The 23867-nt window shown below is 72.1% G+C and carries 23 protein-coding genes and 1 tRNA gene; 14 read left to right on the top strand and 10 right to left on the bottom strand.

Annotation, left to right across the window (positions count from 1 at the left end):
- Window positions 1–22 precede the first annotated feature (22 nt).
- The 5 genes from nadD to ISU07_RS00570 all read left to right on the top strand — a co-directional run bounded on the left by nadD (window position 23) and on the right by ISU07_RS00570 (window position 3513).
- Complete coding sequence (nadD, locus tag ISU07_RS00590) at window positions 23–610, top strand: nicotinate-nucleotide adenylyltransferase (RefSeq protein WP_194704815.1); 588 nt, start codon at window positions 23–25, stop codon at window positions 608–610.
- Window positions 607–984, top strand: coding sequence for a ribosome silencing factor (gene rsfS / locus ISU07_RS00585; RefSeq protein ID WP_194704814.1), 378 nt, complete (start codon window positions 607–609; stop codon window positions 982–984). Before nadD ends, rsfS begins: the two co-directional genes overlap by 4 nt.
- Window positions 981–1655, top strand: coding sequence for a histidine phosphatase family protein (locus tag ISU07_RS00580; RefSeq protein WP_194704813.1), 675 nt, complete (start codon window positions 981–983; stop codon window positions 1653–1655). The genes rsfS and ISU07_RS00580 overlap by 4 nt, the downstream gene beginning before the upstream one ends.
- Before the next feature lie 30 nt (window positions 1656–1685).
- Window positions 1686–1758: transfer RNA gene (locus ISU07_RS00575), tRNA-Ala, on the top strand.
- A 426-nt stretch (window positions 1759–2184) separates the two neighbouring features.
- A complete protein-coding gene (locus ISU07_RS00570) occupies window positions 2185–3513 on the top strand; it encodes a helix-turn-helix domain-containing protein (RefSeq protein WP_194704812.1) in 1329 nt (442 codons plus the stop codon).
- Between the two features lie 28 nt (window positions 3514–3541).
- On the opposite strand, the gene ISU07_RS00565 is transcribed toward ISU07_RS00570, so the two are convergent.
- Window positions 3542–3682: a hypothetical protein gene (locus ISU07_RS00565; protein ID WP_194704811.1), complete on the bottom strand. Its 141-nt coding sequence runs from the start codon at window positions 3680–3682 to the stop codon at window positions 3542–3544.
- A gap of 153 nt (window positions 3683–3835) precedes the next feature.
- Here ISU07_RS00565 and ISU07_RS00560 point away from each other — a divergent pair, with 153 nt between their 5' ends.
- Both ISU07_RS00560 and ISU07_RS00555 read left to right on the top strand, forming a co-directional pair.
- The gene (locus ISU07_RS00560; protein WP_194704810.1) at window positions 3836–4921 is read left to right on the top strand and encodes a hypothetical protein; all 1086 of its coding nucleotides are present in this window, start codon (window positions 3836–3838) and stop codon (window positions 4919–4921) included.
- Window positions 4922–5099: 178 nt separating this feature from the next.
- The gene (locus ISU07_RS00555) at window positions 5100–5483 is read left to right on the top strand and encodes a hypothetical protein (protein ID WP_194704809.1); all 384 of its coding nucleotides are present in this window, start codon (window positions 5100–5102) and stop codon (window positions 5481–5483) included.
- A gap of 359 nt (window positions 5484–5842) precedes the next feature.
- Here the strand turns inward: ISU07_RS00555 and ISU07_RS00550 are convergent, their stop codons facing one another.
- The gene (locus tag ISU07_RS00550; RefSeq protein WP_194704808.1) at window positions 5843–6247 is read right to left on the bottom strand and encodes a DUF6855 family protein; all 405 of its coding nucleotides are present in this window, start codon (window positions 6245–6247) and stop codon (window positions 5843–5845) included.
- Between the two features lie 119 nt (window positions 6248–6366).
- Window positions 6367–8370 (bottom strand): acyltransferase family protein, encoded by a 2004-nt coding sequence (locus ISU07_RS00545; protein ID WP_194704807.1) that lies wholly within the window; start codon window positions 8368–8370, stop codon window positions 6367–6369.
- Window positions 8371–8475: 105 nt separating this feature from the next.
- Between ISU07_RS00545 and ISU07_RS00540 the strand changes: the two genes are divergently transcribed.
- Entirely contained in the window at window positions 8476–9954 is a 1479-nt protein-coding gene (locus ISU07_RS00540) for a hypothetical protein (protein ID WP_194704806.1), read from the top strand.
- On the opposite strand, the gene ISU07_RS00535 is transcribed toward ISU07_RS00540, so the two are convergent.
- Window positions 9951–10622: an NADPH-dependent F420 reductase gene (locus ISU07_RS00535; RefSeq protein ID WP_194704805.1), complete on the bottom strand. Its 672-nt coding sequence runs from the start codon at window positions 10620–10622 to the stop codon at window positions 9951–9953. The genes ISU07_RS00540 and ISU07_RS00535 overlap by 4 nt on opposite strands.
- 48 nt (window positions 10623–10670) lie before the next feature.
- Window positions 10671–11432 (bottom strand): SDR family NAD(P)-dependent oxidoreductase, encoded by a 762-nt coding sequence (locus ISU07_RS00530; protein ID WP_194704804.1) that lies wholly within the window; start codon window positions 11430–11432, stop codon window positions 10671–10673.
- Between the two features lie 97 nt (window positions 11433–11529).
- On the opposite strand from ISU07_RS00530, the gene ISU07_RS00525 reads away from it, so the two are divergent.
- From ISU07_RS00525 to holA, 6 genes are all read left to right on the top strand, one after another.
- The gene (locus ISU07_RS00525) at window positions 11530–12156 is read left to right on the top strand and encodes a TetR/AcrR family transcriptional regulator (protein WP_194704803.1); all 627 of its coding nucleotides are present in this window, start codon (window positions 11530–11532) and stop codon (window positions 12154–12156) included.
- 200 nt (window positions 12157–12356) lie between these two features.
- The gene (leuS, locus tag ISU07_RS00520; protein WP_194704802.1) at window positions 12357–14873 is read left to right on the top strand and encodes a leucine--tRNA ligase; all 2517 of its coding nucleotides are present in this window, start codon (window positions 12357–12359) and stop codon (window positions 14871–14873) included.
- A gap of 9 nt (window positions 14874–14882) precedes the next feature.
- A complete protein-coding gene (locus tag ISU07_RS00515; RefSeq protein ID WP_194704801.1) occupies window positions 14883–15767 on the top strand; it encodes a DegV family protein in 885 nt (294 codons plus the stop codon).
- A 66-nt stretch (window positions 15768–15833) separates the two neighbouring features.
- A complete protein-coding gene (locus ISU07_RS00510; protein WP_194704800.1) occupies window positions 15834–16661 on the top strand; it encodes a ComEA family DNA-binding protein in 828 nt (275 codons plus the stop codon).
- Complete coding sequence (locus tag ISU07_RS00505) at window positions 16658–18904, top strand: ComEC/Rec2 family competence protein (RefSeq protein ID WP_323742341.1); 2247 nt, start codon at window positions 16658–16660, stop codon at window positions 18902–18904. Before ISU07_RS00510 ends, ISU07_RS00505 begins: the two co-directional genes overlap by 4 nt.
- 108 nt (window positions 18905–19012) lie before the next feature.
- Window positions 19013–20017 carry a DNA polymerase III subunit delta gene (gene holA, locus ISU07_RS00500; RefSeq protein WP_194704799.1) on the top strand — a complete coding sequence of 335 codons (1005 nt, stop codon included), beginning with the start codon at window positions 19013–19015 and terminating at the stop codon, window positions 20015–20017.
- A 98-nt stretch (window positions 20018–20115) separates the two neighbouring features.
- Here holA and rpsT read toward each other — a convergent pair whose 3' ends face one another.
- The 5 genes from rpsT to ISU07_RS00475 form a co-directional block, all read right to left on the bottom strand.
- Window positions 20116–20376 (bottom strand): 30S ribosomal protein S20, encoded by a 261-nt coding sequence (gene rpsT / locus ISU07_RS00495; protein ID WP_194704798.1) that lies wholly within the window; start codon window positions 20374–20376, stop codon window positions 20116–20118.
- A gap of 131 nt (window positions 20377–20507) precedes the next feature.
- Complete coding sequence (locus ISU07_RS00490; RefSeq protein ID WP_194704797.1) at window positions 20508–21494, bottom strand: hypothetical protein; 987 nt, start codon at window positions 21492–21494, stop codon at window positions 20508–20510.
- Window positions 21461–22405, bottom strand: coding sequence for a phosphotransferase (locus ISU07_RS00485; RefSeq protein ID WP_194704796.1), 945 nt, complete (start codon window positions 22403–22405; stop codon window positions 21461–21463). The genes ISU07_RS00490 and ISU07_RS00485 overlap by 34 nt, the downstream gene beginning before the upstream one ends.
- Window positions 22406–22496: 91 nt before the next feature.
- A complete protein-coding gene (locus tag ISU07_RS00480; protein WP_228521068.1) occupies window positions 22497–23024 on the bottom strand; it encodes a hypothetical protein in 528 nt (175 codons plus the stop codon).
- Between the two features lie 112 nt (window positions 23025–23136).
- A complete protein-coding gene (locus tag ISU07_RS00475) occupies window positions 23137–23790 on the bottom strand; it encodes a Crp/Fnr family transcriptional regulator (RefSeq protein ID WP_228521143.1) in 654 nt (217 codons plus the stop codon).
- Window positions 23791–23867: the final 77 nt, after the last annotated feature.

Genomic DNA, 23867 nt, shown 5'->3' with positions numbered 1-23867 from the left:
CCCGACCGGCCGGGTCGGGGTGATGGGAGGCACGTTCGACCCCATCCACCACGGTCACCTCGTCGCCGCCTCCGAGGTGCAGGCCTGGTTCGACCTCGACGAGGTCGTCTTCGTGCCGACCGGTGCCCCCTGGCAGAAGTCCGAGAGGCAGGTGTCGGAGGCCGAGGACCGCTACCTCATGACGGTCATCGCCACCGCCGCGAACCCGCGGTTCTGGGTCTCGCGGGTCGACATCGACCGCGACGGGCCGACGTACACGATCGACACCCTCCGCGACCTGCACGCGCAGATGCCCGCCGTCGAGCTGTACTTCATCACCGGCGCCGACGCGTTGGCCGACATCTTCACCTGGCGCGACGCCGAGGAGCTGTTCGACCTGGCGAACTTCGTGGGTTGTACCCGCCCCGGATACTCGATGGACCCGGCGACGTTGAGTGCGATTCCCTCGGACCGTGTGACGATGGTCGAGATCCCCGCGCTCGCCATCAGCTCCACCGACTGCCGTGAGCGCAAGCGCCGGGGCGAGCCGGTCTGGTACCTCGTGCCGGACGGCGTCGTCCAGTACATCGCCAAGCACGACCTCTACTCAGCAAAGGTTGATCCGCAGTGACCGCCACCGACCGGGCCGTCGAGCTCGTCGTGACCGCCGCCCGCGCGGCCTCCGACAAGCTCGCCAGCCAGATCGTCGCCTTCGACGTCAGCGACCAGCTCGCCATCACCGATGCGTTCCTCATCGCCAGCGGCTCCAACGACCGGCAGGTCAAGGCCATCGTCGACGAGGTCGAGGAGAAGCTGCGCGAGGTCGGTGCCAAGCCGCTGCGCCGCGAGGGCGAGCGGGACGGCCGCTGGGTGCTCATCGACTACGGCGAGGTCGTGGTGCACATCCAGCACGAGGAGGAGCGGCAGTTCTACGCCCTCGAGCGGCTGTGGCGCGACTGCCCGTCGATCCCGCTGCCGGCCGACGTGGTCTCGCACAGCCGGTGACCCGGAGACTGGTCCTGGTCCGGCACGGCCAGACCGCCTGGAACGCCCTCTGGAAGGCCCAGGGCCACGCCGACATCTCGCTGGACGACACCGGCCGCGCCCAGGCGCGTGCCGCCGCGCCGTACCTCGCCGACATGAAGCCCGCCGTCATCTGGTCCAGCGACCTCTCCCGCGCGCGGGAGACCGCCGAGATCGTCGCCGCGGTCGCGGGTGTGCCGGTCCGGTACGACGCGCGGCTGCGCGAGTACGACGTCGGCGTACGGTCCGGGCTCACCACGGCGGAGTTCGCCGAGAAGTACCCCGCCGAGCACGCGGCCTGGCTCGTCAACGACGAGTCGCTGCTGGTGGAGGGGGAGGAGTCCAGCAGCCAGGTACGTGCGCGCGTGCTGCCCGCGCTCCAGGAGATCCTGGCCGGCCTCGACGCCGAGCAGACCGCCCTCGTGGTGATGCACGGCGCGTGCCTCAAGGTCGGGCTGTCGGCGCTCCTCGGCTGGCCGCGCGAGGTCTCGGCAACCGTGCGGGGCATGGAGAACTGCGCGTGGGCCGTGCTCGGCGAGCACCCCGAGAAGGGCGACCTGCGACTGGTCTCCTACAACGAGACCGCCGCCGTCGGGCTGCACCCCGACCGGGCGTCGGGTGGCGATTTCCCGGCCGGGGAGGCCGTTGGCTAAGATTCCGCGAGTTGCCCGCAAGGCGACCTCGGGGCTGTGGCGCAGCTGGTAGCGCACCTGCATGGCATGCAGGGGGTCAGGGGTTCGAGTCCCCTCAGCTCCACTCGAGCACCTCGTCACTGCGTGACGAGGTGTTGTTCTTGTCGGGCATGGCACCGGCGCCGCTGGTAGCGGCTCTGCTGGATGGGCATGCAGGGGGTCAGGGGTTCGAGTCCCCTCAGCTCCACTCGAGCACCTCGTCACCCGCTGTCACTGCGGTGACGAGGTGTTGTCCATCTCGGGGCCCGATGTCGGCCCGTCCCGCGCCCCGCGCGCGGCCTCTGAGCGGGCGGTCCGTGTCGCCCCGTTGACACGCAGATGTCTAGTCCGGTGCCATGCTCACGCGCTGAAACTACGAAATCTCGACCAATCCGATGGTCAGAAGGCACCGAAACCCCAGTGATCGGACGTTATTCTCCGGTTTCGTGCGTCCAGCGCCACATCGGTTGTGGTGACTGCCACACTCTTCGGGACATCAGGAGGGCGTTCGTTGAGCAACGGAGTCGGAGAGCGCGTCCGCGCCTTGAGGACCGCCCGCGGCATCGGCCAGACCGAGCTGGCCGCGGCCGTCGGGGTGTCCAAGAGCTACCTCTCCCACATCGAGGCCGGACGGCGTCCTGTGAGCGCGTCCCTCCTCCAGCAGATCGCCGGCGCCCTCGAGGTCGAGGTCGAGCAGCTGGAGTCCGGCGTGCCGGCGGACGCGAACGAGGACATGCAGCTGCGGCTGGCCTTCGCCGAGATGTCGTTGCGCAACGGCGAGTGGGACCTCGCCCTGACCGAGTACGCCGCGATCGCCGAGCGGGCCCGCGAGCTGCCGCTCCACCGGTACCTCGACGAGGCCACCTTCGGCCTGGCCCGTGCCCAGGCGGCCACCGGTCAGCTCGAGCAGGCGATCCTCGTCTACGAGCAGCTGCTCGAGCAGCCGCAGCTGAGTCCCGCCATCCCGCGTGAGCTCGTCGCGGGCAAGCTGACCATGGCCTACGCCGAGTGCGGCGACCTCGGTCGCGCGGTCGACGTGGGCGAGGCCGCCGTCGCCGCCATGGAGTCCAGCGACCCACCCGCCGACGTCAGCGACCAGGTCGAGCTGGTCTCGACCCTCGCCGGCTGCTACCTCGAGCGCGGCGACCTCACCCGCGCCCAGATGCTCATCCAGCGCGCGCTCGACCGGGCCACCCGGGACGGAGCGCCGCGGGCTCGCGCCGCAGCGGCGTGGAACGCCGCGGTGATCAGCCAGGCGCGGCACGACTCCGTCGGAGCGCGTCGGCACGCCGACCGCGCGGGTGCCCTGTACGCCGAGATCGACGACCTGCGGCGCCGCGCGGTGCTGCGCACCGTGTCCGCCCACGTGCAGCTGCGCGGTCCGGAGCCCGACCCGGCCGACGCCCTGGCCCAGGTGGAGCGGGCGATCGAGGAGCTGAGCGACGTCGGCACCCGGCTCGACCTCGGCTACGCGCGGACCGAGCAGGCGCGCGCCTACCTCGCGGCCGGCGACGTCGCCGCCGCGGGTGAGGCCGGCCGTCAGGCGCTGCGCGACCTCGCGAACGGCGACCGGCTGCAGACCGGCCGCGTCCTGCTGATGCTCGGGCGCGTCGCGATGGCCGAGCACGACCAGGACCTGGCCGTCGCGCTGTACCGGCAGGCCGCGGACGCGCTCGCAGACCTCGGCGCGACGCGTCAGTCCGGGAACGTGTGGCGCGAGCTCGGCGAGGCCTACATCGACCTCGGTCGGCAGGAGGAGGCGATCGAGGCCCTGCGCCGGGCGAGCGATGCCGCCGGCGCGACCTACAACCCGCTGCGCGCGAACGCCCGGGTCTCGTAGTCAGGTCCACGGTTCTGCCCTGATGGGGTCAGTGGCAGCAGCGGGGCGGCCCGTCGGCCGCCTGAGCGGTGGTGATCCCGGCGGAGAGCGCTCCGCCGGTCGCGATCATGGTGGCGAGCAGGACCGCAGCGCCGACTCGACGGGACAGGGACTTCTTGTTCGATGTCATGCGCAAGGTTTGACCTGCGTGGCATCATGTTGTCAACCCGTTGACGATGAGTTGACGAGGTGTGGACGCACCTAGCGGCTCGGTCGCCTGGGGAGGGAGCTGCGGCGCTGCCCTCGCGGGACCGCACTACTCGATGCACCGATGGAGACGGCGATGATCGACAGGTCCCTCCGGGTCCGCGACGACCTCGTGGCGGACTCGGCGTCGTACAACATGCTGATGACCACCGGCCTGCGCGCCGACCTGGGCCCGGCGGCCTGGGGCAACTGGACGCTGGACCCCACCGTGGAGCCCGGCATGGTCGGCGTCCTCGACCCGGTGACGGGTGCGTTCGAGCTGCACAAGTACGGCGCGATCCCGCTCGACGTCGAGGTCGCGGAGGACGTCCGGCCGCGGACCTGGCGGCACCAGAGTGCCAGCGTGGTGAGCGTCTCGGAGTCCGGGGGCGGGTTCCGCCGGGAGCGGTGGACGTTCCCGGAGTCGCACACGATCGTCTCGGCCGGCACCCAGTACAGCCGCCGGGCCGTCGTCGACCCGGTGTGCGCGGCCGGCCGGCACCTCGACCTGCTGGAGCGGTACGCCGACGCGCGTGGCTACGCGACCCCCGAGGGCATCGTCCAGGGCTTCGGCGTGGTCACCGCGACGTACCAGGCCGTCGGGGTCGTCAACCTGGCCGCGCACAAGCCGCACCAGACGTTCTCCGTGGAAGGCCCGGACGACGGCGTCGCGGCGCTGGTGGGCGACATCGACCCGTACCTCGCCGGTGACGCGAGCTACCGGGCCACCAGCGCGCGCCCCTCGAGCAACGTGGAGGCGTTCCTCTACCCGTCCGAGCCCGACCACGCGGGGCCGGGCACGGTGGCCTACGCCTTCGAGTTCCTGTCCTTCGACGGACGGACCGCCCTGCCCGGGTGGGTCGGTCACGTGCCGACGATCAGCGTCAGCTTCCGCAACAGTGGCTCGTACGTCGTGCAGTGCACGGTCACCTACGACACCGCGACGGAGGCGGACCTGCGCAAGCGCGTCCAGGTGGGGTGCGGGATCCCGGGCTGGGTCTACCTGCCCGTCGACGCGACGAACGTGCGGGTCTCGTGCCGGTTCTGGCACGCGGACGACTGGGGCCCGCGGCACGACCTGGCCACCGTGGCCAGCCCGATGCAGGAGTGGCGTCAGGGCCAGGGCGCGGTGGAGATCCAGGGCTGGTGGCCCGGTGACTACGAGGCGGTCTGGGTGACCTGACCGATCGCACCGGGCCACCGTGGGGGTCGGCTCGCGGCTGGGACGTCGGCGGACGGGGGCCGACGTCCGGGCCGTGGGCCGACCCCCTCGCCGGGGTGGCCGGGCACGACTCGTGGCGACTCGCCACGTCTGGACCGGGTCGTGACGGGAGTCGGCACCCGGGGTTACCGTCCTGCGCATGAGGCGTGCCCCGCACGAGAACGTCGCGACCGTCCTGGTCGAGCCGTGTGCCCTGGCCGACCTCGAGCTCGAGCTGATGGTGCTCGACCTGCGGGTGTGGCCGATCCGCACCGCGCCCAACTGCCTCGACGGCGCACGCACCGAGTTCCAGGTGCGCCGCCGCCTGGTCGAGGCGCAACGCGGCCGCTGGGACTGCGCCGCCGCCTGGACGCCGGTGTGGATCGGCTTCGGCCCCCGCTGGCGCACCCGTGACGAGCCCCTGCCCTGGGAGGCGCACAAGGCCCTGTGGCAGGTGCTCGACGCCTACGCCGACCACGTCCGCTTCCACCGCCGCCTGGGCGGGGTGACCCCGCTGCTGGTCCAGGAGGACCTGGCCCGCTGAGCCGGCTCAGGACTGGTCGACCACGCTGGCGACGCTGATGGCGGTCAGCTGGATGCGACTGTGTGCCTCGGTCTGCTTGCGACGAGGGGCGGAAGGTTGCCGGGCGAGGGACCAAAGGCCCTGGAGGCCGACCATCCCTGACGGATGTACTCCATCCAGGGGGCGAGCCCTCGGAAAGTTCGCCGAAAAAAACTTCGAACCGGGTGAACCAACCCCCCGTCCCAGGCATCAGACCCAGTGCAGGGCGCTCCGTGCGCCCGGCCCCAGGACCCTGGCCGCGATCGACGGCGGCCAGCGCACGAGACCCCCGGCAGACACCGTCTGCCGGGGGCTCGGATCATTTCGAGGGTCGTGCCCTCTCAGACGGCGCGGACCTGGTTGTTGCGCTTGTCGTGGGTCAGCTCGGCCAGGCCGAGCTCTTCGAGCAGTGGCGGCAGGTACATGCCGAACCGGCCCCGGTAGCCCTTGCGCAACCCGTACCACCCGCCGACCGGGTTGCCCTCGTCGCGGCCCCACGCCTCGACCGTGCCGGCGGCCGCGTCCTTCTGCTCGTCGGCCGCACCGAGCGGCACCCAGTCGCCCTGGTCGCGCAGCCAGGCGTGCAGGTCGTCGACCGCGCTGAGGTGGTACTTCAGCGTGGTCGAGCCGACCTGGCAGACCAGCGTGGGCGGGTCGGCCGCCTCGTCGCGGTACATCGTGTAGCTGCTCGAGCCCGGCGCCGTGGTCAGCCGCCAGGGGTCGTCCTTCGTGCCCGATCCGCTCATGGGCCCAGCATCCTCGGCCCGTGGTCGACCGCCAAGGAGCGGTGCGTGAGTGTCGGTCCTCCTCGCAGAACCGACACTCACGCACCGCCGGCCCGCGGGAACCGACCCCTCACTCACGCCTAGGACAGGAAGCCCGTCGCGGTCAGCCGTGCCCAGATCTTCTCGCGCTGGTCGTCCAGGAACGTCCCGGTGACGTGGTCGGGGTCCTTCCAGACGACCGTGTCGTCGATGACCGGCCGGCAGATCGGGAAGTCCGGGCAGAACACCGGGTCGAGGTCGACGGTGGCCGTGCCGTCCGGCGACTGGGCGGCGAGGGTGTCGAAGATGCCGTCGGTGAACGGCTTCTCCAGCGGTGGCACCAGCGCGCAGTCGCCGAGCTGCGACGCCCGGGCCAGGCAGTCGAGCGGGTCCGGGCCCTCCTTGTCGTAGCCGTTGGTGCCGAGCAGCGCCTTGACGATGATGATCTTCGCGCCGGCCTGGTGGACCAGGTCGACGGTCGCGCTCGCGGTGCGCAGGTGCAGCTGGGCCAAGGTCTCGCCGGGGGGCCGGTCGGGCGAGGCGTAGGTGTCCTGCCACATCGGCTCGGCCCGGCTCAGGCTGACCGCCACCACGACGTCGACGTCCAGGGCGGGCAGCACGTCCTGGTAGAACTCGTCCTGCTCGGCGGTGCAGCGCGGCGAGAGCCCGGACTCCCAGCTGCAGCCGCGCAGGACGTTGGTGACGAGCGTGAAGTCGTGCTCGCGGGCCAGCGACTCGAACGCCGTCACGAACATCGCCGACTGGCTGTCGCCGACCAGCAGGACCCGAGGCCCGTCGCCGGTCACCCGCACGCACACGTCGAGGTCGTCGGGCGTGCACGGCGAGCCGGCGTCGGGGACGTCGTCCAGCGCGGCGGACAGGTCGAGGTCCGCGGGGATCGGGTCGTCGACCCAGTCGGCGTCCGCGGCGATCGCGGACAGGTCGCCGGCTGAGGGGTTCGCGATCGCGGGACGCGTCGTCGAGTGCAGCACGGGCGGCAGCACCAGCAGCGCGGCCAGGACGCTCGCCGTGAGGCCGGCCCCGACGACCGGCCAGCGGAACCGGTCGAGCGGCTCGGCCCGCCGGATCGGACGCTCCAGCACCTCGTAGGACAGCGCGGCCAGCCCGGTCGCGACCGGAGCCACGATCGCGGCCACCAGGACCGGCCCGACGTCGAAGACCTGCCGGGTCACCAGGATCACCGGCCAGTGCCACAGGTACGTGCCGTAGGAGATCTGGCCGAGGTACCTCAGCGCGGGCAGCGCCAGCACGCGGGCCACTGGCCCGGACGGGGCGGCGTACAGGCCGCCGATCGCCAGGACCGACACCGCCACCGCGAGCAGTCCGCGCGTGGACGGCGTGACGTGGACCAGGCCCGAGCCGACCACGACCACCCCGGCGACACCGACGAACGCCATCGGGTGGCCCGCCCAGGGGCGGAAGACGAACAGCCGCGAGAGCAGGGCGAGCAGCACGCCGGCAGCCAGCTGGTAGACCCGCGTCTCGGTGGCGTAGTAGGCGTACGTCGGGTCGCTCGACGCGTGCCAGACCTGGAGCGCGACCGAGCCGGCGACCACGCCGGTCAGCAGCAGCAGGACCACGACGGCGTGCCGGCGCAGCCGCAGCAGGACCAGCAGCAGGAGCGGCAGGACGACGTAGAACTGCTCCTCGATCGACAGCGACCAGAAGTGCAGGAACGGGCTGGCGTTCACCGAGTCGGCGGCGAAGTAGTCGCGCGCGTCGGCGATGAACTGCCAGTTCGACAGGTACACCAGCGCCGCCTGGCCGTCGCGCACCATGGCGACCCGCTGCGGCTGCGACGCCACGAGCAGCTGGACGGCGGCCGTCACCACGATCACCACGACGGCGGCCGGCAGCAGGCGGCGGACGCGCCGGGCGTAGAACCACCCGAGCCGGAACGAGCCCTCCTTGTCGACCTGCGCCCAGATCACGTGCGAGACGAGGAACCCCGAGAGCACGAAGAACAGGTCGACCCCGACGAACCCGCCGGTGAACGCCGCCAGCCCGCAGTGGAACAGCAGCACGAGGTACACCGCCACCGACCTGAGCCCGTCCAGCTCGGGGCGGTAGGTCCAGCGGTCCACGCCGGGAAGGCTAGCGACGGGTCCGGCAACGGTTGCACAACGGCTCGGCGTCGGTTCGGGTCGTTCGGGGGACGGATCACCGGGTCACTTGCGACGATCCGCCGCATGAAGACTCTCGGGGGCCTCGTCGCTGCGCTGTTCCTGCTCACCGCGTGCGGTGACAAGTCCGACCAGGTGCCGCTCGACGACCTGGTGCCGGACGCGACCGTCGCGCCTGAGTCGGCCCTGGCGTTCGAGGACGCCGACTGGGACGGATGGGCGCCGGTGTACGGCGAGATGCGACCGGCCGACGAGGCTGCCGTCGCCGAGATCGCTGCGCGGGTGACCGCCCTGAACGCCTCGTCGTGGACGGCTCACGAGTCGACCACGGACGCCGAGATCTCCTACACGCCCGAGCACGTGCGGTTGAGGTCCGACCACCTGGACCTGCACTTCACCCCCGCCGAGGACCTGCGCCTCTCGGAGATGACGGCCTGCCTCGAGGACGGGTGCTCCGAGCTCGACCCGTCCGACGACAACGACACCAAGGCAGAAGGACTCGTGGAGTCCGTCCGAGGGGCGGACTTCGTCTTCCCCGTGCAGCTGGGTCTGCTGGAGGAGATCGAGGAACCGCTCGACGAGGGCATGTCGGCCATCAGCACGGTGGACAGTCCGGCCGGCCCGGTGGACTGCCTGGTGGTCGCCCAGACGCAGCGCGACCTCGACGGGCTGGTGGGCCGCCCCATGGAGCGGCACGCCGACGGCGACACGTTCGTGGGCTGGTGCGTCGACCAGCGCGGCCTGGTGCTGGTCGGCACCAGCACCAGCTGGCCGGTGCCGCTGTACGACGCGTGGCGGCCCGACGTCGACGGGGACGTCACCGAGCTGGTGGCGGCCCCCGAGGTGACCGAGGCCCCCGTCGACCCCACAGGGGACTTCGAGGACGTGCTGTGGGCCGTCTGGGAGGAGGAGTTCCGCGATGCGCACACGGCCACCGACGCCGAGGTGCAGGCGCTCGAGGACCGGGTGAGCGCGTTCAACGAGACATCGTGGACGGGCGTCCTCGGTGGCTACGGCGCCACGATGTCGGTCACGCCCCGCCACGTCCGCGTGGGCATGGGCTTCGGGGAGTGGCACTTCGACACCGTGGGCTCGCCGTTCAAGACGCCGTACGTGCTGTGCCTGCACGACGAGGAGCAGTGCGTCCGGGTCGGCAAGGACGCGGAGGTCCCCGAGGGCTCACCCCACCTGTTCAACAACGACCTCGACTCGATGACGTTCACGTGGCTGATGGCCCTCGGCACGCAGCGAGCCGGCCTCGCCTCCCCGACCGGCGACCCGCCGGTGCTGGCCACGATCGACTCACCGGTGGGTCCGCTGGACTGCCTGGTCGACGGGCTGGACGCCGCGGAGCTGGACGTCGACGCGCTGGCGTCGCTGATGACGTCCACCCAGGAGTCGGTGATCTGCGTCGACCAGCGCGGTCTGGTGCAGCTCAGCACCGGCGGGATGCTGGGGGCGCAGGGGCAGTACACGAGCTGGCACGCGGGCGTGGACGACGGCTTCGACGAGATCCCCTACAAGGTCCGCGCCTACAACGACTAGCGACGGGCGTCCGCGAGCGCCGCCGCCAGCGTCTGCGCAGGGACCGTCGCGCCGGGTTCGGTGAAGCCGTCCGGTGCGTACGGCGTGCCGTACGCCGGCATGCCCGGCTGGTAGCGCCAGCCCTCGGCGAGCGGGCCCGCGTCGTGGGCGTCGTACCCGACCGAGTCGAGGAACGCGGCCACCGCCGCCTTGGCGCCGGCGTCGTCGCCGGCGATGGCCAGCGCCGATCGGTCGGGGTCGCCGGCGGGGCGCCCGAGCTCGGCGAGCTGCCGGAAGTTGACGTTGTTGAAGACCTTGACCACGTGCGCGTCCGGCAGGTGCGCCTGGAGCAGCTCGCTGCTCGTGGTCGAGCCGTCCTCGAGCTCGGCGACGTGGCCGTCGCGCTGCGGGTAGTAGTTGATGGTGTCGAGCACGGTCTTCCCGGCGAGCAGGCGCGCCGGCACGTCGCGGTACGCCTTCTGAGGGATCGTCACGACCACCAGGTCGCCCGCCGTCGCGGCCTCGTCGACGGTGCCGGCGCGGGCGTTCGGGCCCAGCCCGGCCACGAGGTCGGCGAGCGTCTCCGGCCCGCGGCTGTTGCTGAGCACGACGTCGTGGCCGGCGTCCACCGCCAACCGTGCCACCGTCGATCCGATCATGCCGCTGCCGATGAAGCCGATCGTCGTCATGCCGGTCCCAACTTCGAGGACGCCGACTCTCTTCCGCGCCAGCGGTCGTCAGGTGATCGTGAGCCCGCCGTCGACGGCGATGGTCTGGCCGACGACGTACGCGCCGGCGGGGGAGACGAGCCAGATCAGCGTGGCGGCGAGCTCCTGACCCTCGCCCATCCGGCCGGCGGGGACGCGCATCATCGCCAGGTCCAGGTAGCCGTCGGGGTACTCGTCGGTCATCTCGCTGGCGAAGAAGCCCGGGGCGAGGGCGTTGACCCGGATGCCCTTGCGGCCGGTCCACTGCTGGGCCAGGTCGCGGGTCAGGCCGATGAGGCCGGCCTTGGAGGCGGAGTACGCCGCCTGCGGGAGCCCGCCGGTCGTGATGCCGAGGACCGAGGAGATGTTCACGATCGAGGACCCGGGCTCCATCACGCGACCGCAGGCCTGGGCCATCCAGTAGGCGCCGTTCAGGTTCACGTCGATGACCCGGCGAAACTGCTCCGGCGTCTCGCGGGTGGCGGGCACGGCCGTGCCGAGCCCGGCGTTGTTGACGAGGATGTCGACGCGGCCGAGCTCGGCGACGGTGGACTCGACCAGCGCCGTGCAGGACGCCGGGTCCGAGACGTCGGTCGCCACGACGTGCGCCCGCTGTCCGGCCGCCCGCACCAGCCCCGCGGTGTCCTCGAGCCGCTCGGCCCGGCGCGCACCGAGGGCGACGTCCGCGCCCGCTTCGGCCAGGGCCTGGGCGAACGCCACGCCGAGGCCGCTGGAGGCGCCGGTCACCACCGCGACCTTGCCGTCGAGCCGGAACAGGTCGGAGATCGTCATGCCGGGAGGCTATCGAGGGCGGGCCGGGCCGGAATGCCTAGGAAGTATGTCCGAAAGTAGGATCCGGGTGAGGAAGGTCACCCTTACCTTGGGCGACATGACCAGCATCCCCCTGCGGTCACGCACCAGTAGTGAGAAGCGCTTCGAGGAGCGTCGCACCCAGCTCGCCCAGTCCGCACTGGCGACCCTCGGCGAGCTCGGCTATGCCCGCACGTCGCTGCGCGACATCGCGCAGAACTCCGAGTTCACCCACGGGGTGGTGCACTACTACTTCGCCGACAAGGTCGCGCTGATCACCCACTGCGTCCGGCTCTACAAGACCCAGTGCATCAACCGGTTCGACGAGATCGTGCTGATCTCCCGCAACGCCCCCGAGCTGCTCGAGCGGTTCGCCCAACGTCTCGGCGAGTCGATCCTCACCGAGGCGCCGCTGCACCGGCTGTGGTACGACCTGCGCACCCAGAGCATGTTCGAGGACGCCTTCCGTGCCGACGTGCTCGAGATCGACGAGACGATCCAGGGGCTGACCTGGCGGGTCGTGACGCGCTATGCCGCGCTGAGCGGCGGCACGACGCTGCTCGACGAGCGGGCGACGTACGCCTTGTTCGACGGCCTGTTCGAGAAGGCCCTCCTGCACCACCTGGCGGGCCACGAGGACGCGCCCGTCGAGCTGGCCGCGCGCGTGCGCTGGCTGCTGCCGCGGCTGGTCGCGGTCGAGCCGTGACGCAAGTGCTTCGCGGTGCGGCCGGCGATCGCGGTACCCTGGCGCCATGACGAGTCGTTCGCTCCTTCTTGGACAGCCGCGCTGATCGCTCCCTGATCGCGCGGCCACCCCTCTCTGTGAGGGGTTTTTTCATGTCCAGACCCAGGCGAAGGAGCCGACCGATGAACGAGATCACCCAGGACGTTGAGAGAGTGACCCCCATGAGCGAGGCCGCTGACGCGCAGGAGGCCGCGACGTACGACGTCACGGCCGTCGAGGAGAAGTGGCTGCGGGTCTGGAAGGACCTGGACCCGTTCCGCGCGGACGACGACTCCCCGCGCGAGAAGCGCTACGCGCTGACGATGTTCCCCTACCCCAGCGGCGACCTGCACATGGGCCACGCCGAGGTCTTCGCGCTGCACGACGTGGTCGCGCGGTACTGGTGGCTGAAGGGCTACGAGGTGCTGAACCCGATGGGGTTCGACTCCTTCGGCCTGAACGCCGAGAACGCCGCGATCCGCGACAACGAGCACCCGGCGACGTTCACCTACGAGAACATCGCGATCTCGACCGAGTCGTGCAAGAAGTTCGGCACCAGCTTCGACTGGAGCCGCACCCTGAACACCTCCGACCCGGAGTACTACCGCTGGACGCAGTGGCTGTTCCTGCGCTTCTACGAGCGGGGCCTGGCCTACCGCAAGGAGAGCCCGGTCAACTGGTGCCCGGTCGACCAGACCGTGCTGGCCAACGAGCAGGTCATCGACGGGCACTGCGAGCGCTGCGGCGCCGAGGTCACCAAGCGCGAGCTGACCCAGTGGTACTTCAAGATCACCGACTACGCCCAGGAGCTGCTGGACAACCTGGACGAGCTGGAGAAGACCTGGCCGGACCGGGTCATCACCGCGCAGCGCAACTGGATCGGCCGCTCCGAGGGCGCCCACGTCACCTTCGACGTCGTGGGGTCTTCGGTGGTCGAGCCCGGCGAGGAACGAGCCGGTGTCGAGACCATGACGGTCTACACGACGCGCCCCGACACGCTGTTCGGCGCGACGTTCATGGTCGTGGCGGCCGACGCCAAGCTGGCCCGCGACCTGGTCACCGACGACCAGCGGCCGGCGTACGAGGAGTACCTGGAGGAGGTCCGCAAGGCCTCCGACATCGAGCGGCTGTCGACCGAGCGGCCGAAGACCGGTGTGTTCCTGGGGCGGTACGCCGTCAACCCGGTCAACGGTCAGCGGATCCCGATCTGGGCCGCGGACTACGTGCTGGCCGACTACGGCACCGGCGCGATCATGGCCGTGCCCGGGCAGGACCAGCGCGACTGGGACTTCGCGAAGAGGTTCGACCTGCCGATCATCCGCACGGTGCAGGTGCCCGAGGGCTTCCCGGACGACGAGGCGTACGTCGGGCAGGGCGCGGCCATCAACTCCGCCAACGACGAGATCTCGCTGAACGGCCTGGGCATCCCCGAGGCCAAGCGCGCGATCATCGACTGGCTGGAGTCGAAGGGCTACGGCAAGGGCGCGGTGAACTTCCGGCTGCGCGACTGGCTGCTGTCGCGGCAGCGGTACTGGGGCGCGCCGATCCCGATCATCCACTGCCCGGTCGACGGCGAGGTACCGGTCGCCGACGACCAGCTGCCCGTCGTGCTGCCCGAGCTGCGCGGCGCCGACCTGACCCCGCGCGGCGTCTCGCCGCTGGCGGCGGCCGAGGACTGGGTCAACGTCGAGTGCCCGACGTGCGGCGGCCCGGCCAAGCGGGACAGCGACACCATGGACACGTTCGTGGACTCGTCGTGGTACTTCCTGCGCTACTGCTCGCCGCAGGACGACACCCAGGCGTTCGACACCGACCTGGTCAACGCGTGGGGTCCGTGCGACGTGTACATCGGCGGCGTGGAGCACGCGGTGCTGCACCTGCTGTACGCCCGCTTCTTCACCATGGTCCTGAACGACATGGGCCTGGTGGGCTTCCGCGAGCCGTTCTCGGCCCAGCTGAACCAGGGCACGGTCATCAACCAGGGCGCCAAGATGTCGAAGTCCAAGGGCAACGGCGTCAGATTGGGGGAGCAACTATCGGCTTTCGGGGTCGATGCGGTGCGCCTGACGCTGGTCTTCGCCGGCCCGCCCGAGGACGACATCGACTGGGCGGAGATGTCGCCGTCCGGGTCGCTGCGGTTCCTGCAGCGCGCGTGGCGGCTGAGCGGGGACGTGACGTCCGCGCCCGGTGCCGACGCCTCCGCGGGTGACGTCGCGCTGCGGCGCATCACCGCGCGCACGGTCCACGACGCGGAGGGGCTGGTCGACGGCTTCAAGTTCAACGTGCTGGTCGCGCGCGTGATGGAGCTGGTCAACGCCACCCGCAAGGCCATCGACACCGGCGTCGGTGGATCCGACCCGGCGGTGCGCGAGGCCGTGGAGGCCGTGACGATCCTGCTGTCGCTGGTGGCGCCGTACGTCGCCGAGGAGATGTGGGAGCGGCTGGGCCACCAGCCCACGGTGGCCCGCACCTCCTGGCCGACCGTCGAGGAGTCCCTGCTGGTCGAGGACACCGTGACGTGCGTGGTGCAGGTGCGCGGCAAGGTACGGGCGCGGCTGGAGGTTGCCCCCGACATCTCCGAGGCCGACCTGGAGGCCGCGGCGATGACCGACCCCGACGTCGTCCGCGCGATCGACGGTGCCGAGGTGCGCAAGGTCATCGTGCGCGCGCCCAAGCTGGTCAACGTCGTCGTCTCGTAGCATCCGTCCATGCCGGTCGCCGTGGTCACCGACTCGACGGCCAGCCTGCCCGCGGCGGTCGTCGCCGAGCGCGGCATCCTCGTGGTGCCGCTGCAGGTGGTGATCGGCGCGCAGGTGTACGACGAGGTGCTGGCCGACGGCGCCACCGACGGGTCATCTCCTGGGGCAACCCCGGCGATGGTGGCCGAGGCGCTGCGCGAGTTCCGGCCCGTGTCGACCTCCCGGCCGACGCCGAGCGCGCTGCTCGAGGTGTACGAGCGGGCCGCGGCCGACGGTGCGACCGAGGTCGTCTCGATCCACCTGTCCGGCCAGATGAGCGGGACGTTCGAGTCCGCGCAGCTCGCCGCGAAGGACGCGCCGGTGGCCGTGCACGCGGTCGACAGCCGGCAGGTGGGCGTCGCGACCGGGTACGCCGCGCTCTCGGCCGCCGACGTCGTGGCCGCGGGCGGCTCGGCGCTGGAGGCCGTGGAGGCCGCGCACGCTCGCGCGGACTCGGCGACGTCGCTGTTCTACGTCGACACGCTGGAGTACCTGCGGCGTGGGGGGCGCATCGGTGCGGCGGCCGCGCTGTTCGGCGGCGCCCTGTCCGTGAAGCCGTTGCTCAAGATCGAGGACGGCCGCGTGGCCAACCTCGAGAAGGTACGAACCGCCGGCAAGGCCCTGAACCGGCTCGAGGCGCTGGTCCTGGAGGCCGCCGGGGACCGGCAGGTCGACGTCTGCGTCGCGCACCTGGCCAGCCACGACCGTGCCGGGCAGCTGGCCGAGCGCCTGGGTGAGGAGCTGGCCGACAACCTCGGTGGGCGCGAGGTCTGGTGCACCGAGGTCGGCGCGGTCCTCGGCGCCCACGTCGGCCCCGGCATGGTCGCCGTCTGCGTCGCGCCGCTGCTGCCGTAGGCGGTTGTCCACAGGTCCCGACGAGGGCGGTGGCGAGAGGCCCGCGCGCTGCCTAGCGTCGCGGGCATGGGGTCTCGTCCGTCGCGCCGCAGCGCCGCGCACGAGCAGGCCGTCGCGCGCCGGCTGGAGCTCCTGGGAGCGGAGCTGTCCGGCTTCCGGGTGGACGCCGACCCGACGCGGGACCCCGACGAGCCGACGCACACCCGAGTACGTCCGGGCCGCGTGGTGGCCGCACCTGCCCTGGTCCCCGTGGCGCCCCCCGGGCGGCACGCGTCACGGGGACGGCTGGCGCTGGGGCCGGCGCAGCTCACGGTCGTCGCCCTCGTCGCGCTCACGGGGCTCCTCGCTGCGGGGTGGTGGCTGTTGGGCGGTCGGTCCTCGGAGGTGGCCGTGCCCGACGCGTCCACCCCCGCGCACGGCCTGGTCAGCCTCGAGGCCACCTCCTCGGCGTCGCCCGCGGCCGCGGATGGCACCGTCACCGTGGACGTCGCGGGGAAGGTACGGCGGCCGGGGATCGCCGTGCTCGACGCCGGCTCGCGCGTGGTCGACGCACTGAAGGCCGCGGGAGGCGCCCGCGTGGGCGTGGACCTGACGGCACTCAACCTGGCCCGCGTGCTGGTCGACGGCGAGCAGATCGTCGTCGGCGTCGACCCGCCGCCCGGGGTGGCCGCCGGGGCCGCGGGCTCGACGGCACCGTCGGCCTCGATGGTCAACCTCAACACGGCCGACCAGGTGGCTCTCGAGTCGCTGCCCGAGGTCGGGCCCGTGACGGCGCAGGCGATCCTGGCCTACCGCACCGAGCACGGCGCCTTCACCTCCGTCGACCAGCTGCTCGACGTGGACGGCATCGGCGAGAAGACCCTGGCCCAGCTGACCCCTTACCTCACGCTGTGAGACCCACCGACCTGCGCATGCCGCTGCTGGGGCTCGCGGCGTGGGCGGGCTCGCTGCTGGCCGGAGCCCCGTGGGCGGTTGCGGCGACGGTCCTGGCCTCGCTGGTCGTGGTCGCGATCGCGTGGCGGCGGGCGGCGTGGACGGCGATCGGGATGGTGGTCGTCTGCTCGGCCGTGCTGGGCGTGGCCCTGGCCCGGGCGCAGGCAGTCCGGGACGGGCCGGTCGCGGAAGCGGCCCGGGCACGCGCGGTGGCGACCTTGACCGGCACGGTCGCGGGCGACCCGCGCGTCGTGGAGGGGAGGTTCGGGCCGCAGGTCCTGGTCCGGGTAGCGGTGGGGCGGCACCAGCCGGTGCTGGTGTTCGGTGACGCCGACTGGCGCCGGGTCGCCGTGGGCGAGCGGGTCCGGCTCACCGGCCGTCTCGGGACCTCCGACGACGGTGACGTGGCGGCGCTGGTCACGCCGCGCGGACCTCCCGAGGTGCTCGGACGCGCCGGCGTCGGCTGGCGGGCGACCGAGGCGCTGCGGGCGTCGATCCGCGACTCGGTGGCCCAGCGGCCCGAGGCCCAGCGCGCCCTGGTGCCCGCCCTGGTCGACGGGGACGACGCCGGGATGCCGGAGGAGCTGACGGAGGACTTCCGGACGACCGGCCTCACCCACCTGACGGCCGTGTCGGGCACGAACCTCACCCTTGTCGTCGGGTTCCTGCTCGTCGTGGCCCGCTGGTCCGGCGTGCGCGGCCGGTGGCTGGGTCTGGTCGGCGTGGCCGGGATCGTCGGCTTCGTGCTGCTCGCACGCACCGAACCGAGCGTGCTGAGGGCCGCGGCGATGGGCGCGGTCGCCCTGGTCGGGCTCGGTCGCGGTGGCTGGCACCGCGGCGTCCGCGGTCTCGGGGTGGCCGTGGTCGGGCTGCTGCTGCTCGATCCGCCGCTGGGGATGACGGCCGGGTTCGCGTTGTCCGTGCTGGCGACCGCGGGGATCCTGCTGGTCGCTCCGGCATGGCGGGACGCCCTGGCGCGGTGGCTCCCGCGGTGGCTGGCCGAGGCCGTGGCGGTGCCGGCCGCGGCCCAGCTCGCCTGTACACCGCTGGTCGCCGCACTCTCGGGCCAGGTCAGCCTGGTCGCCGTGCTGGCGAACCTGCTGGTGGCCCCGGTGGTCGGGCCGGCGACGGTGCTCGGGCTGCTGGGTGGTCTGGTCGGTCTGCTGGTCCCGCCGCTCGGGCGGCTCGTCGGGACGTCTGCCGCCTGGTGCGTGGCCTGGATCGTCGAGGTGGCCGAGCGCGGCGCCGGGCTTCCGGGTGCGGCGTTGGACTGGGGCACGTCCGCGTGGTCGCTGACGCTGGTGGTGGCGGTGACGGCCGTGGTGCTCTGGGCGGGTCCGTGGGTGCTGCGCCGGCGCACGACCGGGGCCGCGGCCTGCGTGCTGCTGCTCGCCGTGACGGTGCTCGGGCCGCCGACGCCCGGGTGGCCGCCGGACGGCTGGGTGTTCGCTGCCTGCGACGTCGGCCAGGGTGACGCCCTGGCCCTGCGTGCCGGACCGGGTGCGGCCGTGGTCGTGGACTCCGGCCCCGACCCGCGGCTGGTGGACGCCTGTCTGCGGCGGCTCGGGGTCGGGCAGGTGCCGCTGCTCGTGCTCACCCACTTCCACGCCGACCACGTCGACGGCATCGCCGGAGTGTTGTCGCACCGCGACGTCCACGAGGTCGAGGTGACGCGGTTGGCGGACCCTCCGGGCGGCGTCGCGGAGGTGGCGGGGGCGGCCCGGTCGGCCGGGCTGACCCCGGAACCGGCGACGTACGGACGGACCCTGACCGTCGGCGACGTCACGCTGCAGGTGCTGTGGCCGACGCCGGACTCGCCGACCACCGGGCCGGGCGACGGCAGCACGGCCAACGAGGCGAGCGTGGTGCTGCTGGCCGAGGTGGGCGGCGTACGCCTGCTGCTCACCGGGGACGTCGAGCCCGAGGGCCAGCAGGCTCTGGCGCGGCTGCTCCCGGGACTGCGCGTCGACGTGCTGAAGGTGCCGCACCACGGCAGCCGCTACCAGGACCTCGACTGGCTCGACTCGTTGCACGCCCGGCTGGCCGTCGTGTCGGTCGGTGCCGACAACGACTACGGTCACCCGGCCGCCGGGACGCTCGACGACCTGACGGCTCACGGCACGACCGTCCTGCGGACCGACCGCGACGGCGACGTCGTGGTGGCCGTGCGGGACGGGCGCCTGGTCGCCGTGACGACCGACTGAGGACGTCGGTGAGCTGTGGCAGGCTTGCGGCGACATGAACACCCCACGAAGCCGCTCGCTCCCCCGCTTCGCTCCTGCGCTCACGCCTCCGCGGGGACCCCGAGAAGCATGAGCGGGCGAGCGACGCGGGCCCCGAAGGCCGAGGACGTGCTGGGCCGGGTCACGCTGGTGACCGGCAAGGAGGAGTTCCTCAACGAGCGCACCATCGCCGCCGTGCGCGACGCGGTCCGCCGGCACGACGCCGAGGCCGAGGTCTCCGAGACGGACGCGTCGGGGCTGACGCTGGCCGAGCTGGGGGAGATGTCGGCTCCGTCGCTCTTCTCGAGCACGCGGTGCGTGGTGGTGCGCGGGCTGGAGAACCTCCCCGACGAGTCGGTGGACGGCCTCCTGGAGTACGCCGCGGAGCCGGTCGAGGACGTGGCCCTGGTGCTCGCCCACGGCGGCGGCCCGAAGGGCTCCGGCGTGCTCACCAAGCTGCGCAAGCTGTCCGCGGTGACGGAGGTGAAGTCCGAGGAGCTGCGGGGGTCGGACTTCCCCGGGTTCGTGGCCGAGGAGGTGCGGCACCACGGCTCGAGCATCGACAAGGACGCGACCGCGTTCCTCGTCTCCGCGGTCGGGCAGGACCTGCGGTCGCTGGCGGCGGCGGCCGACCAGCTCACCAACGACTTCCCGGGCGAGCCGCTGACGGTGGAGAAGGTCCGCAGGTACTTCGGGGGCCGCGCCGAGGCGAAGTCCTTCGCCGTGGCGGACGCGGCGTTCTGGGGCCGGCGTCGGATGGCCCTGGAGGAGCTGCGGTGGGCCATCGACGGCGGGACGGCCCCGGTGCTGGTCACCTCGGCGTTCGCCGGGTCCGCCCGTGGGGTGGCCCGCTACAAGTCGGCACCGCGCGGCATGCGTGAGGCCGACCTGGCTCGCGAGGTGGGCGTGCCGCCGTGGAAGCTGCGCACCATCCGGGACCAGTCCCGCGGCTGGTCCGACCCCGCGATCGCCCGGGCGATCCGCGCCGTCGCCGAGGCGGACGCCGACATCAAGGGCAAGGCCAGCGACGCGTCGTACACCCTCGAGCGGCTGGTGCTGACCATCACCGGCCTGCGGGAGCCGGCGCCCGAGTAGGACAAGACAAAGCCGCCCGGGGTGACCGGGCGGCTTGGACTGAGGAGCCGAGGGACGAGGCGTCTCGAAGGCTCAGGGAAGTGCTGGAGCGAGCGGCGTCAGAGCGACGCGGAGCGCTTGGCGATGGCCGACTTGCGGTTCGCGGCCTGGTTCTTGTGGATGACGCCCTTGGAGGCGGCCTTGTCGAGCTTCTTCGCAGCGTCCTGGCCGAGGGTGACGGCCTGGTCCTTCTCACCGGCGTCAGCGGCCTCGCGGAACTTGCGCACCGCGGTCTTCAGGCCGGACTTGACGGCCTTGTTGCGCTGGTGACGCTTCTCGTTCTGCTTGATCCGCTTGATCTGGGACTTGATGTTCGCCACTGAATGAGCCTCGTTCGGTCGTGACTGGACAGGATGTGAAGACGATGGGCGGCGCCGCACCGGAGGGCGCACACGCGAAGGGCCACGATACCGGAGGTCCTCCGAGCGGCAAAAATCGGCAAAGCCGCAGGTCAGGAGAGGCCCAGCCGGCGCTCGGCGCCGACCAGCAGGCTACGGGACACGCTGATGCGGAAGTCGTTGAGGGTCGGCAGGTTCACGTCCACGGCCGTCGACGCCCTCCAGGCGAGGAAGGTCGCGAACCCCACCAGCCAGGCGTCGACCGCCAGGTCGCCGGCCGCGGACAGCTCGGGGGAGGACGCCAGGGAGGCGTCGAACCAGGGGTCCTCGATCCGCTCGAGGCGGGCCAGCAGCGGGTCCACCCAGCCCGGCCCGACCGACGTACCTCCCCAGTCGAGGAAGACCAGCTCACCGGTGGGCCGCTCGAGGAGGTTGTCGTTGCGGATGTCGAAGTTGACCAGGCGCACGTCGTGCTCGGCCAGGCCGCGGACCAGGGGCTCCCAGGTCGTGGTGTCGCGGCGGACCCAGTCGGGCAGCAGCTCGGGCGGGACCTCCTCCGCCCGGCCGACGGCGTCGGCCCAGGCGTGGAACTGCCGGCGCAGGTCGGCCAGGCCGCCGTTGTCCGGATCCGGGGCGGGCGGGTCCGGCACCCGCTCGGACAGCACCTGGCCCAGCCGTTCGGTCTCGTGGAGGAGCAGGTCCATGGTCGCGTCGTCGTCGAGGTCGGGGTGCCGGCCCTCCACGTCCTCGAGCAGGATCGCGACCCACGTGCCGTCGTCGTATGACGCGAGCAGGTCGGCCCACAGCTCGTGCGACCCGATGAGCGAGAGGACCGTGGCCTCGCGGCGGAAGAGGATCGGCGTCACCGGGTTCAGCTCGAGGCCCACGGCCTTGACGAACGCCCGGGTGCCGTCCGCGCACACCAGCCGGGTGGCGCAGCCGGGCGACATGCCGCCGAGCTGGTCGCGGGCCTCGACGACCGGCGAGCCGAGTGCGTCGGCCACCCAGGACCGGACCTGGTCGGGCATCGCGACCCAGGGCGCCCGGACGCCGACCGCGTGCGGGCTCACCAGCCGCGCCGCTCGCAGAGCCACTGCCACACCACGTCACCCTGCCAGCGCTGGTGGTCCCGGATGTGCGGCGAGGTCGCCGGCACCGGGTCGTCGCAGACCTTGTAGAAGTACCCCGTCACCAGCGCAAGCACGACGTCGATGTCGTCTCGTGGGACGTCCCGGGTCAGCGGTCGCTCGGACAGGACCTGCTCGACGTCGAGGCCGTCGCCGCGGGGGCCGATCAGGGCGATGAGGGAGTCGATCCACGAAGCGCCGCGGATCGGCCAGTTCCAGTCGCACAGGACGGCGGTGCCGTCCGGACGGACGAGGACGTTGTCGTCGCGGACGTCCATGTGGATGAGCGTGTCGCCCGCCATCACCTCGGCGTAGCGCCCCGCCAGCGCCGCCGCCTCCTCGAGGTGGCCGAGCTCCGGCCGAGTGGTCGCAACGTGCTCCCAGTACGACGGCCAACCGTCGAACTCCTGGGCCGTGGTGTCCAGGTCCAGTGTGGCCGGCACGGGGGTCAGCACCTCGGCCACGACCTCGAGGGCGTCCAGTGCCGCGTCGAGCTCCGAGCGTCGCCAGGGTCGGTGGGGCGTGTGCGCCTCGACGTACTCGAGCCCGAGCACCACCCAGTCGCCGTCCTCGAGCCACAGGAGGCGGGCGGCCGGGATCCCGGACGGGAGGGCCAGCAGCTTGCGTGCCTCCTCGCGGTAGGACTCGGCGAACTGCCGCTGGGCCTTGGCGGACGCGGCCTTCACGAAGTGCCGGGTGCCGTCCTCGCAGGTCAGCACCGACGCGAAGCCGGGCGTGAACCCGGCACCCTGCGACCGGGCGTCCACGACCGGGGAGCCGCACCGCTGCTCGACGAGGTCGCGCACGGCGGGCGGCAGGTGCGGCCAGGTCAGCCGCCGGGCGGTGCGCCCGTGCGGGATCGTCGTGGGGATGGCGGTCGGCACGGGGTCGATCCTCCCTCAAGGGAGGACTTTCACCTCACCGGATGTCGAGACGGCGCCGAGCCTGCTCGATCGTTCGCTTCTTCTCGAGCGCTCAACAGCCGCACGTGTAGTAGGTGATGTCCCAGTGGCTGCCCTCGTTGACGTAGACGTTGCCGGAGGCGGCCTGGTACTGCGGGTACCCGTCGCCACGCAGCCCGATGTAGCTGTAGTGGCCGGTGATCCAGCTGTCGTTGCACGTCGAGCGCGAGATGTCGACCTTGTAGCCGTTGTAGTGGCTGTAGGTGCCGGACGCGTGGCCCACCTCGGTACCGCCGGTGATGTTCACCGCGCAGCCGCTGGCGTTCTTGTAGGTGATGATCCCGCTCACCGTGGACTGGTTGATCTGCTCGTACGACGTGCAGGTGCTGACGTTGCGGTTCGTGCAGCCGCCGCTGGACGTGCGGGTGATGCCCGCGGCCGACAGCTGCGACGCGGCCTGCGCATCGGTGAGCTTGGTGACCGCGCTGGCCGGCGACGCGGGGCCGAGCAGCGTGGCCGCCAGGGCGGCCAGGACGGCGAGCAGCACCGCCCAGGAGAGGCGCGAGTGCGCGCGGGTACGACGGGTGGAGGCGTGGTCCATGGAACCGTTCCTTGCTCCAGCACAGACGGCTGGCTAGCGGAACCCCGAGAAGGGTCGGCCGGAAGGCCGCCGTCCTTCCTAGCAGGACCGGCCGAGAACGCGCCAGCCGTGCCTAGGGCGCCTGTCGCCGCAGCGAGGCGATGTCGTTGACGATGATCCGTCCGCGACCGACCTGGAGCAGGCCCTGGTCGACCAGCCGGCGCAGCACCTGGTTGACCGACGGGCGGGTGCCGCCGACCAGCTCCGCGAGCTCGTCCTGGGTGAGCGGGATGGTCACGTGGCCGTTGCGGGTGGGGTACGTCTCGGCGAGGCGCACCACGCGGCGTACGACGCGGACCTCGAGCGAGTCGTACATCGCCTCGACCAGCAGGCCGGACAGCTCGTCCACGCGCTGGACCAGGATCTGGGTGACCAGGCGCTCCATCCGCGGGTTGCGGTCGCGCAGCTCGTGGAAGACGTCGGCCGGGATGCTGAGGGTCCGCACCGCCTCGAGCGCCACGACGGTCGCGGTGCGCTCGCCGGCGTTGACGTTCAGCAGCGACACCTCGCCGAAGTGCGAGTCCGGACCGAGGATGTTGACGATCGCGGTCTCGCCCGAGGGCTTGGTCAGCCGGACCGCGACGTGGCCGTCGAGCACGATGTGGAAGCTGTCGGACGGGTCACCCTCGTTGACCAGCGTCTCGCGGCGCTTGTAGGTGTTGACCCGGCTGGCCTTGAGCAGCCGCTTCGCGTCGGCGTCAGGCAAGGAGCGCAGCAGGGCGGGCATCTCCACGCTCGCAGTCAAACACCCCGCTGGGCGCTGCGGGAAACACGACACGGCGGGTAGCGTGTCGGCGACATCGA

Origin of the sequence: Nocardioides islandensis, from assembly GCF_015352455.1 — a bacterium.
GTDB lineage: Bacteria > Actinomycetota > Actinomycetes > Propionibacteriales > Nocardioidaceae > Nocardioides > Nocardioides islandensis.
This window is presented reverse-complemented; position numbering and strand designations above follow the sequence as displayed.

What these genes read in the sequence shown, in the direction of transcription:
- nadD (WP_194704815.1), top strand. Translation starts at nt 23, where the DNA reads ATGGGAGGCACGTTCGACCCCATCCACCACGGTCACCTCGTCGCCGCC.
- ISU07_RS00565 (WP_194704811.1), bottom strand. Translation starts at nt 3,682, where the DNA reads ATGACATCGAACAAGAAGTCCCTGTCCCGTCGAGTCGGCGCTGCGGTC.
- ISU07_RS00560 (WP_194704810.1), top strand. Translation starts at nt 3,836, where the DNA reads ATGATCGACAGGTCCCTCCGGGTCCGCGACGACCTCGTGGCGGACTCG.
- ISU07_RS00555 (WP_194704809.1), top strand. Translation starts at nt 5,100, where the DNA reads ATGAGGCGTGCCCCGCACGAGAACGTCGCGACCGTCCTGGTCGAGCCG.
- ISU07_RS00550 (WP_194704808.1), bottom strand. Translation starts at nt 6,247, where the DNA reads ATGAGCGGATCGGGCACGAAGGACGACCCCTGGCGGCTGACCACGGCG.
- ISU07_RS00540 (WP_194704806.1), top strand. Translation starts at nt 8,476, where the DNA reads ATGAAGACTCTCGGGGGCCTCGTCGCTGCGCTGTTCCTGCTCACCGCG.
- ISU07_RS00535 (WP_194704805.1), bottom strand. Translation starts at nt 10,622, where the DNA reads ATGACGACGATCGGCTTCATCGGCAGCGGCATGATCGGATCGACGGTG.
- ISU07_RS00530 (WP_194704804.1), bottom strand. Translation starts at nt 11,432, where the DNA reads ATGACGATCTCCGACCTGTTCCGGCTCGACGGCAAGGTCGCGGTGGTG.
- ISU07_RS00525 (WP_194704803.1), top strand. Translation starts at nt 11,530, where the DNA reads ATGACCAGCATCCCCCTGCGGTCACGCACCAGTAGTGAGAAGCGCTTC.
- leuS (WP_194704802.1), top strand. Translation starts at nt 12,357, where the DNA reads ATGAGCGAGGCCGCTGACGCGCAGGAGGCCGCGACGTACGACGTCACG.
- ISU07_RS00515 (WP_194704801.1), top strand. Translation starts at nt 14,883, where the DNA reads ATGCCGGTCGCCGTGGTCACCGACTCGACGGCCAGCCTGCCCGCGGCG.
- ISU07_RS00510 (WP_194704800.1), top strand. Translation starts at nt 15,834, where the DNA reads ATGGGGTCTCGTCCGTCGCGCCGCAGCGCCGCGCACGAGCAGGCCGTC.
- holA (WP_194704799.1), top strand. Translation starts at nt 19,013, where the DNA reads ATGAGCGGGCGAGCGACGCGGGCCCCGAAGGCCGAGGACGTGCTGGGC.
- ISU07_RS00480 (WP_228521068.1), bottom strand. Translation starts at nt 23,024, where the DNA reads ATGGACCACGCCTCCACCCGTCGTACCCGCGCGCACTCGCGCCTCTCC.
- ISU07_RS00475 (WP_228521143.1), bottom strand. Translation starts at nt 23,790, where the DNA reads ATGCCCGCCCTGCTGCGCTCCTTGCCTGACGCCGACGCGAAGCGGCTG.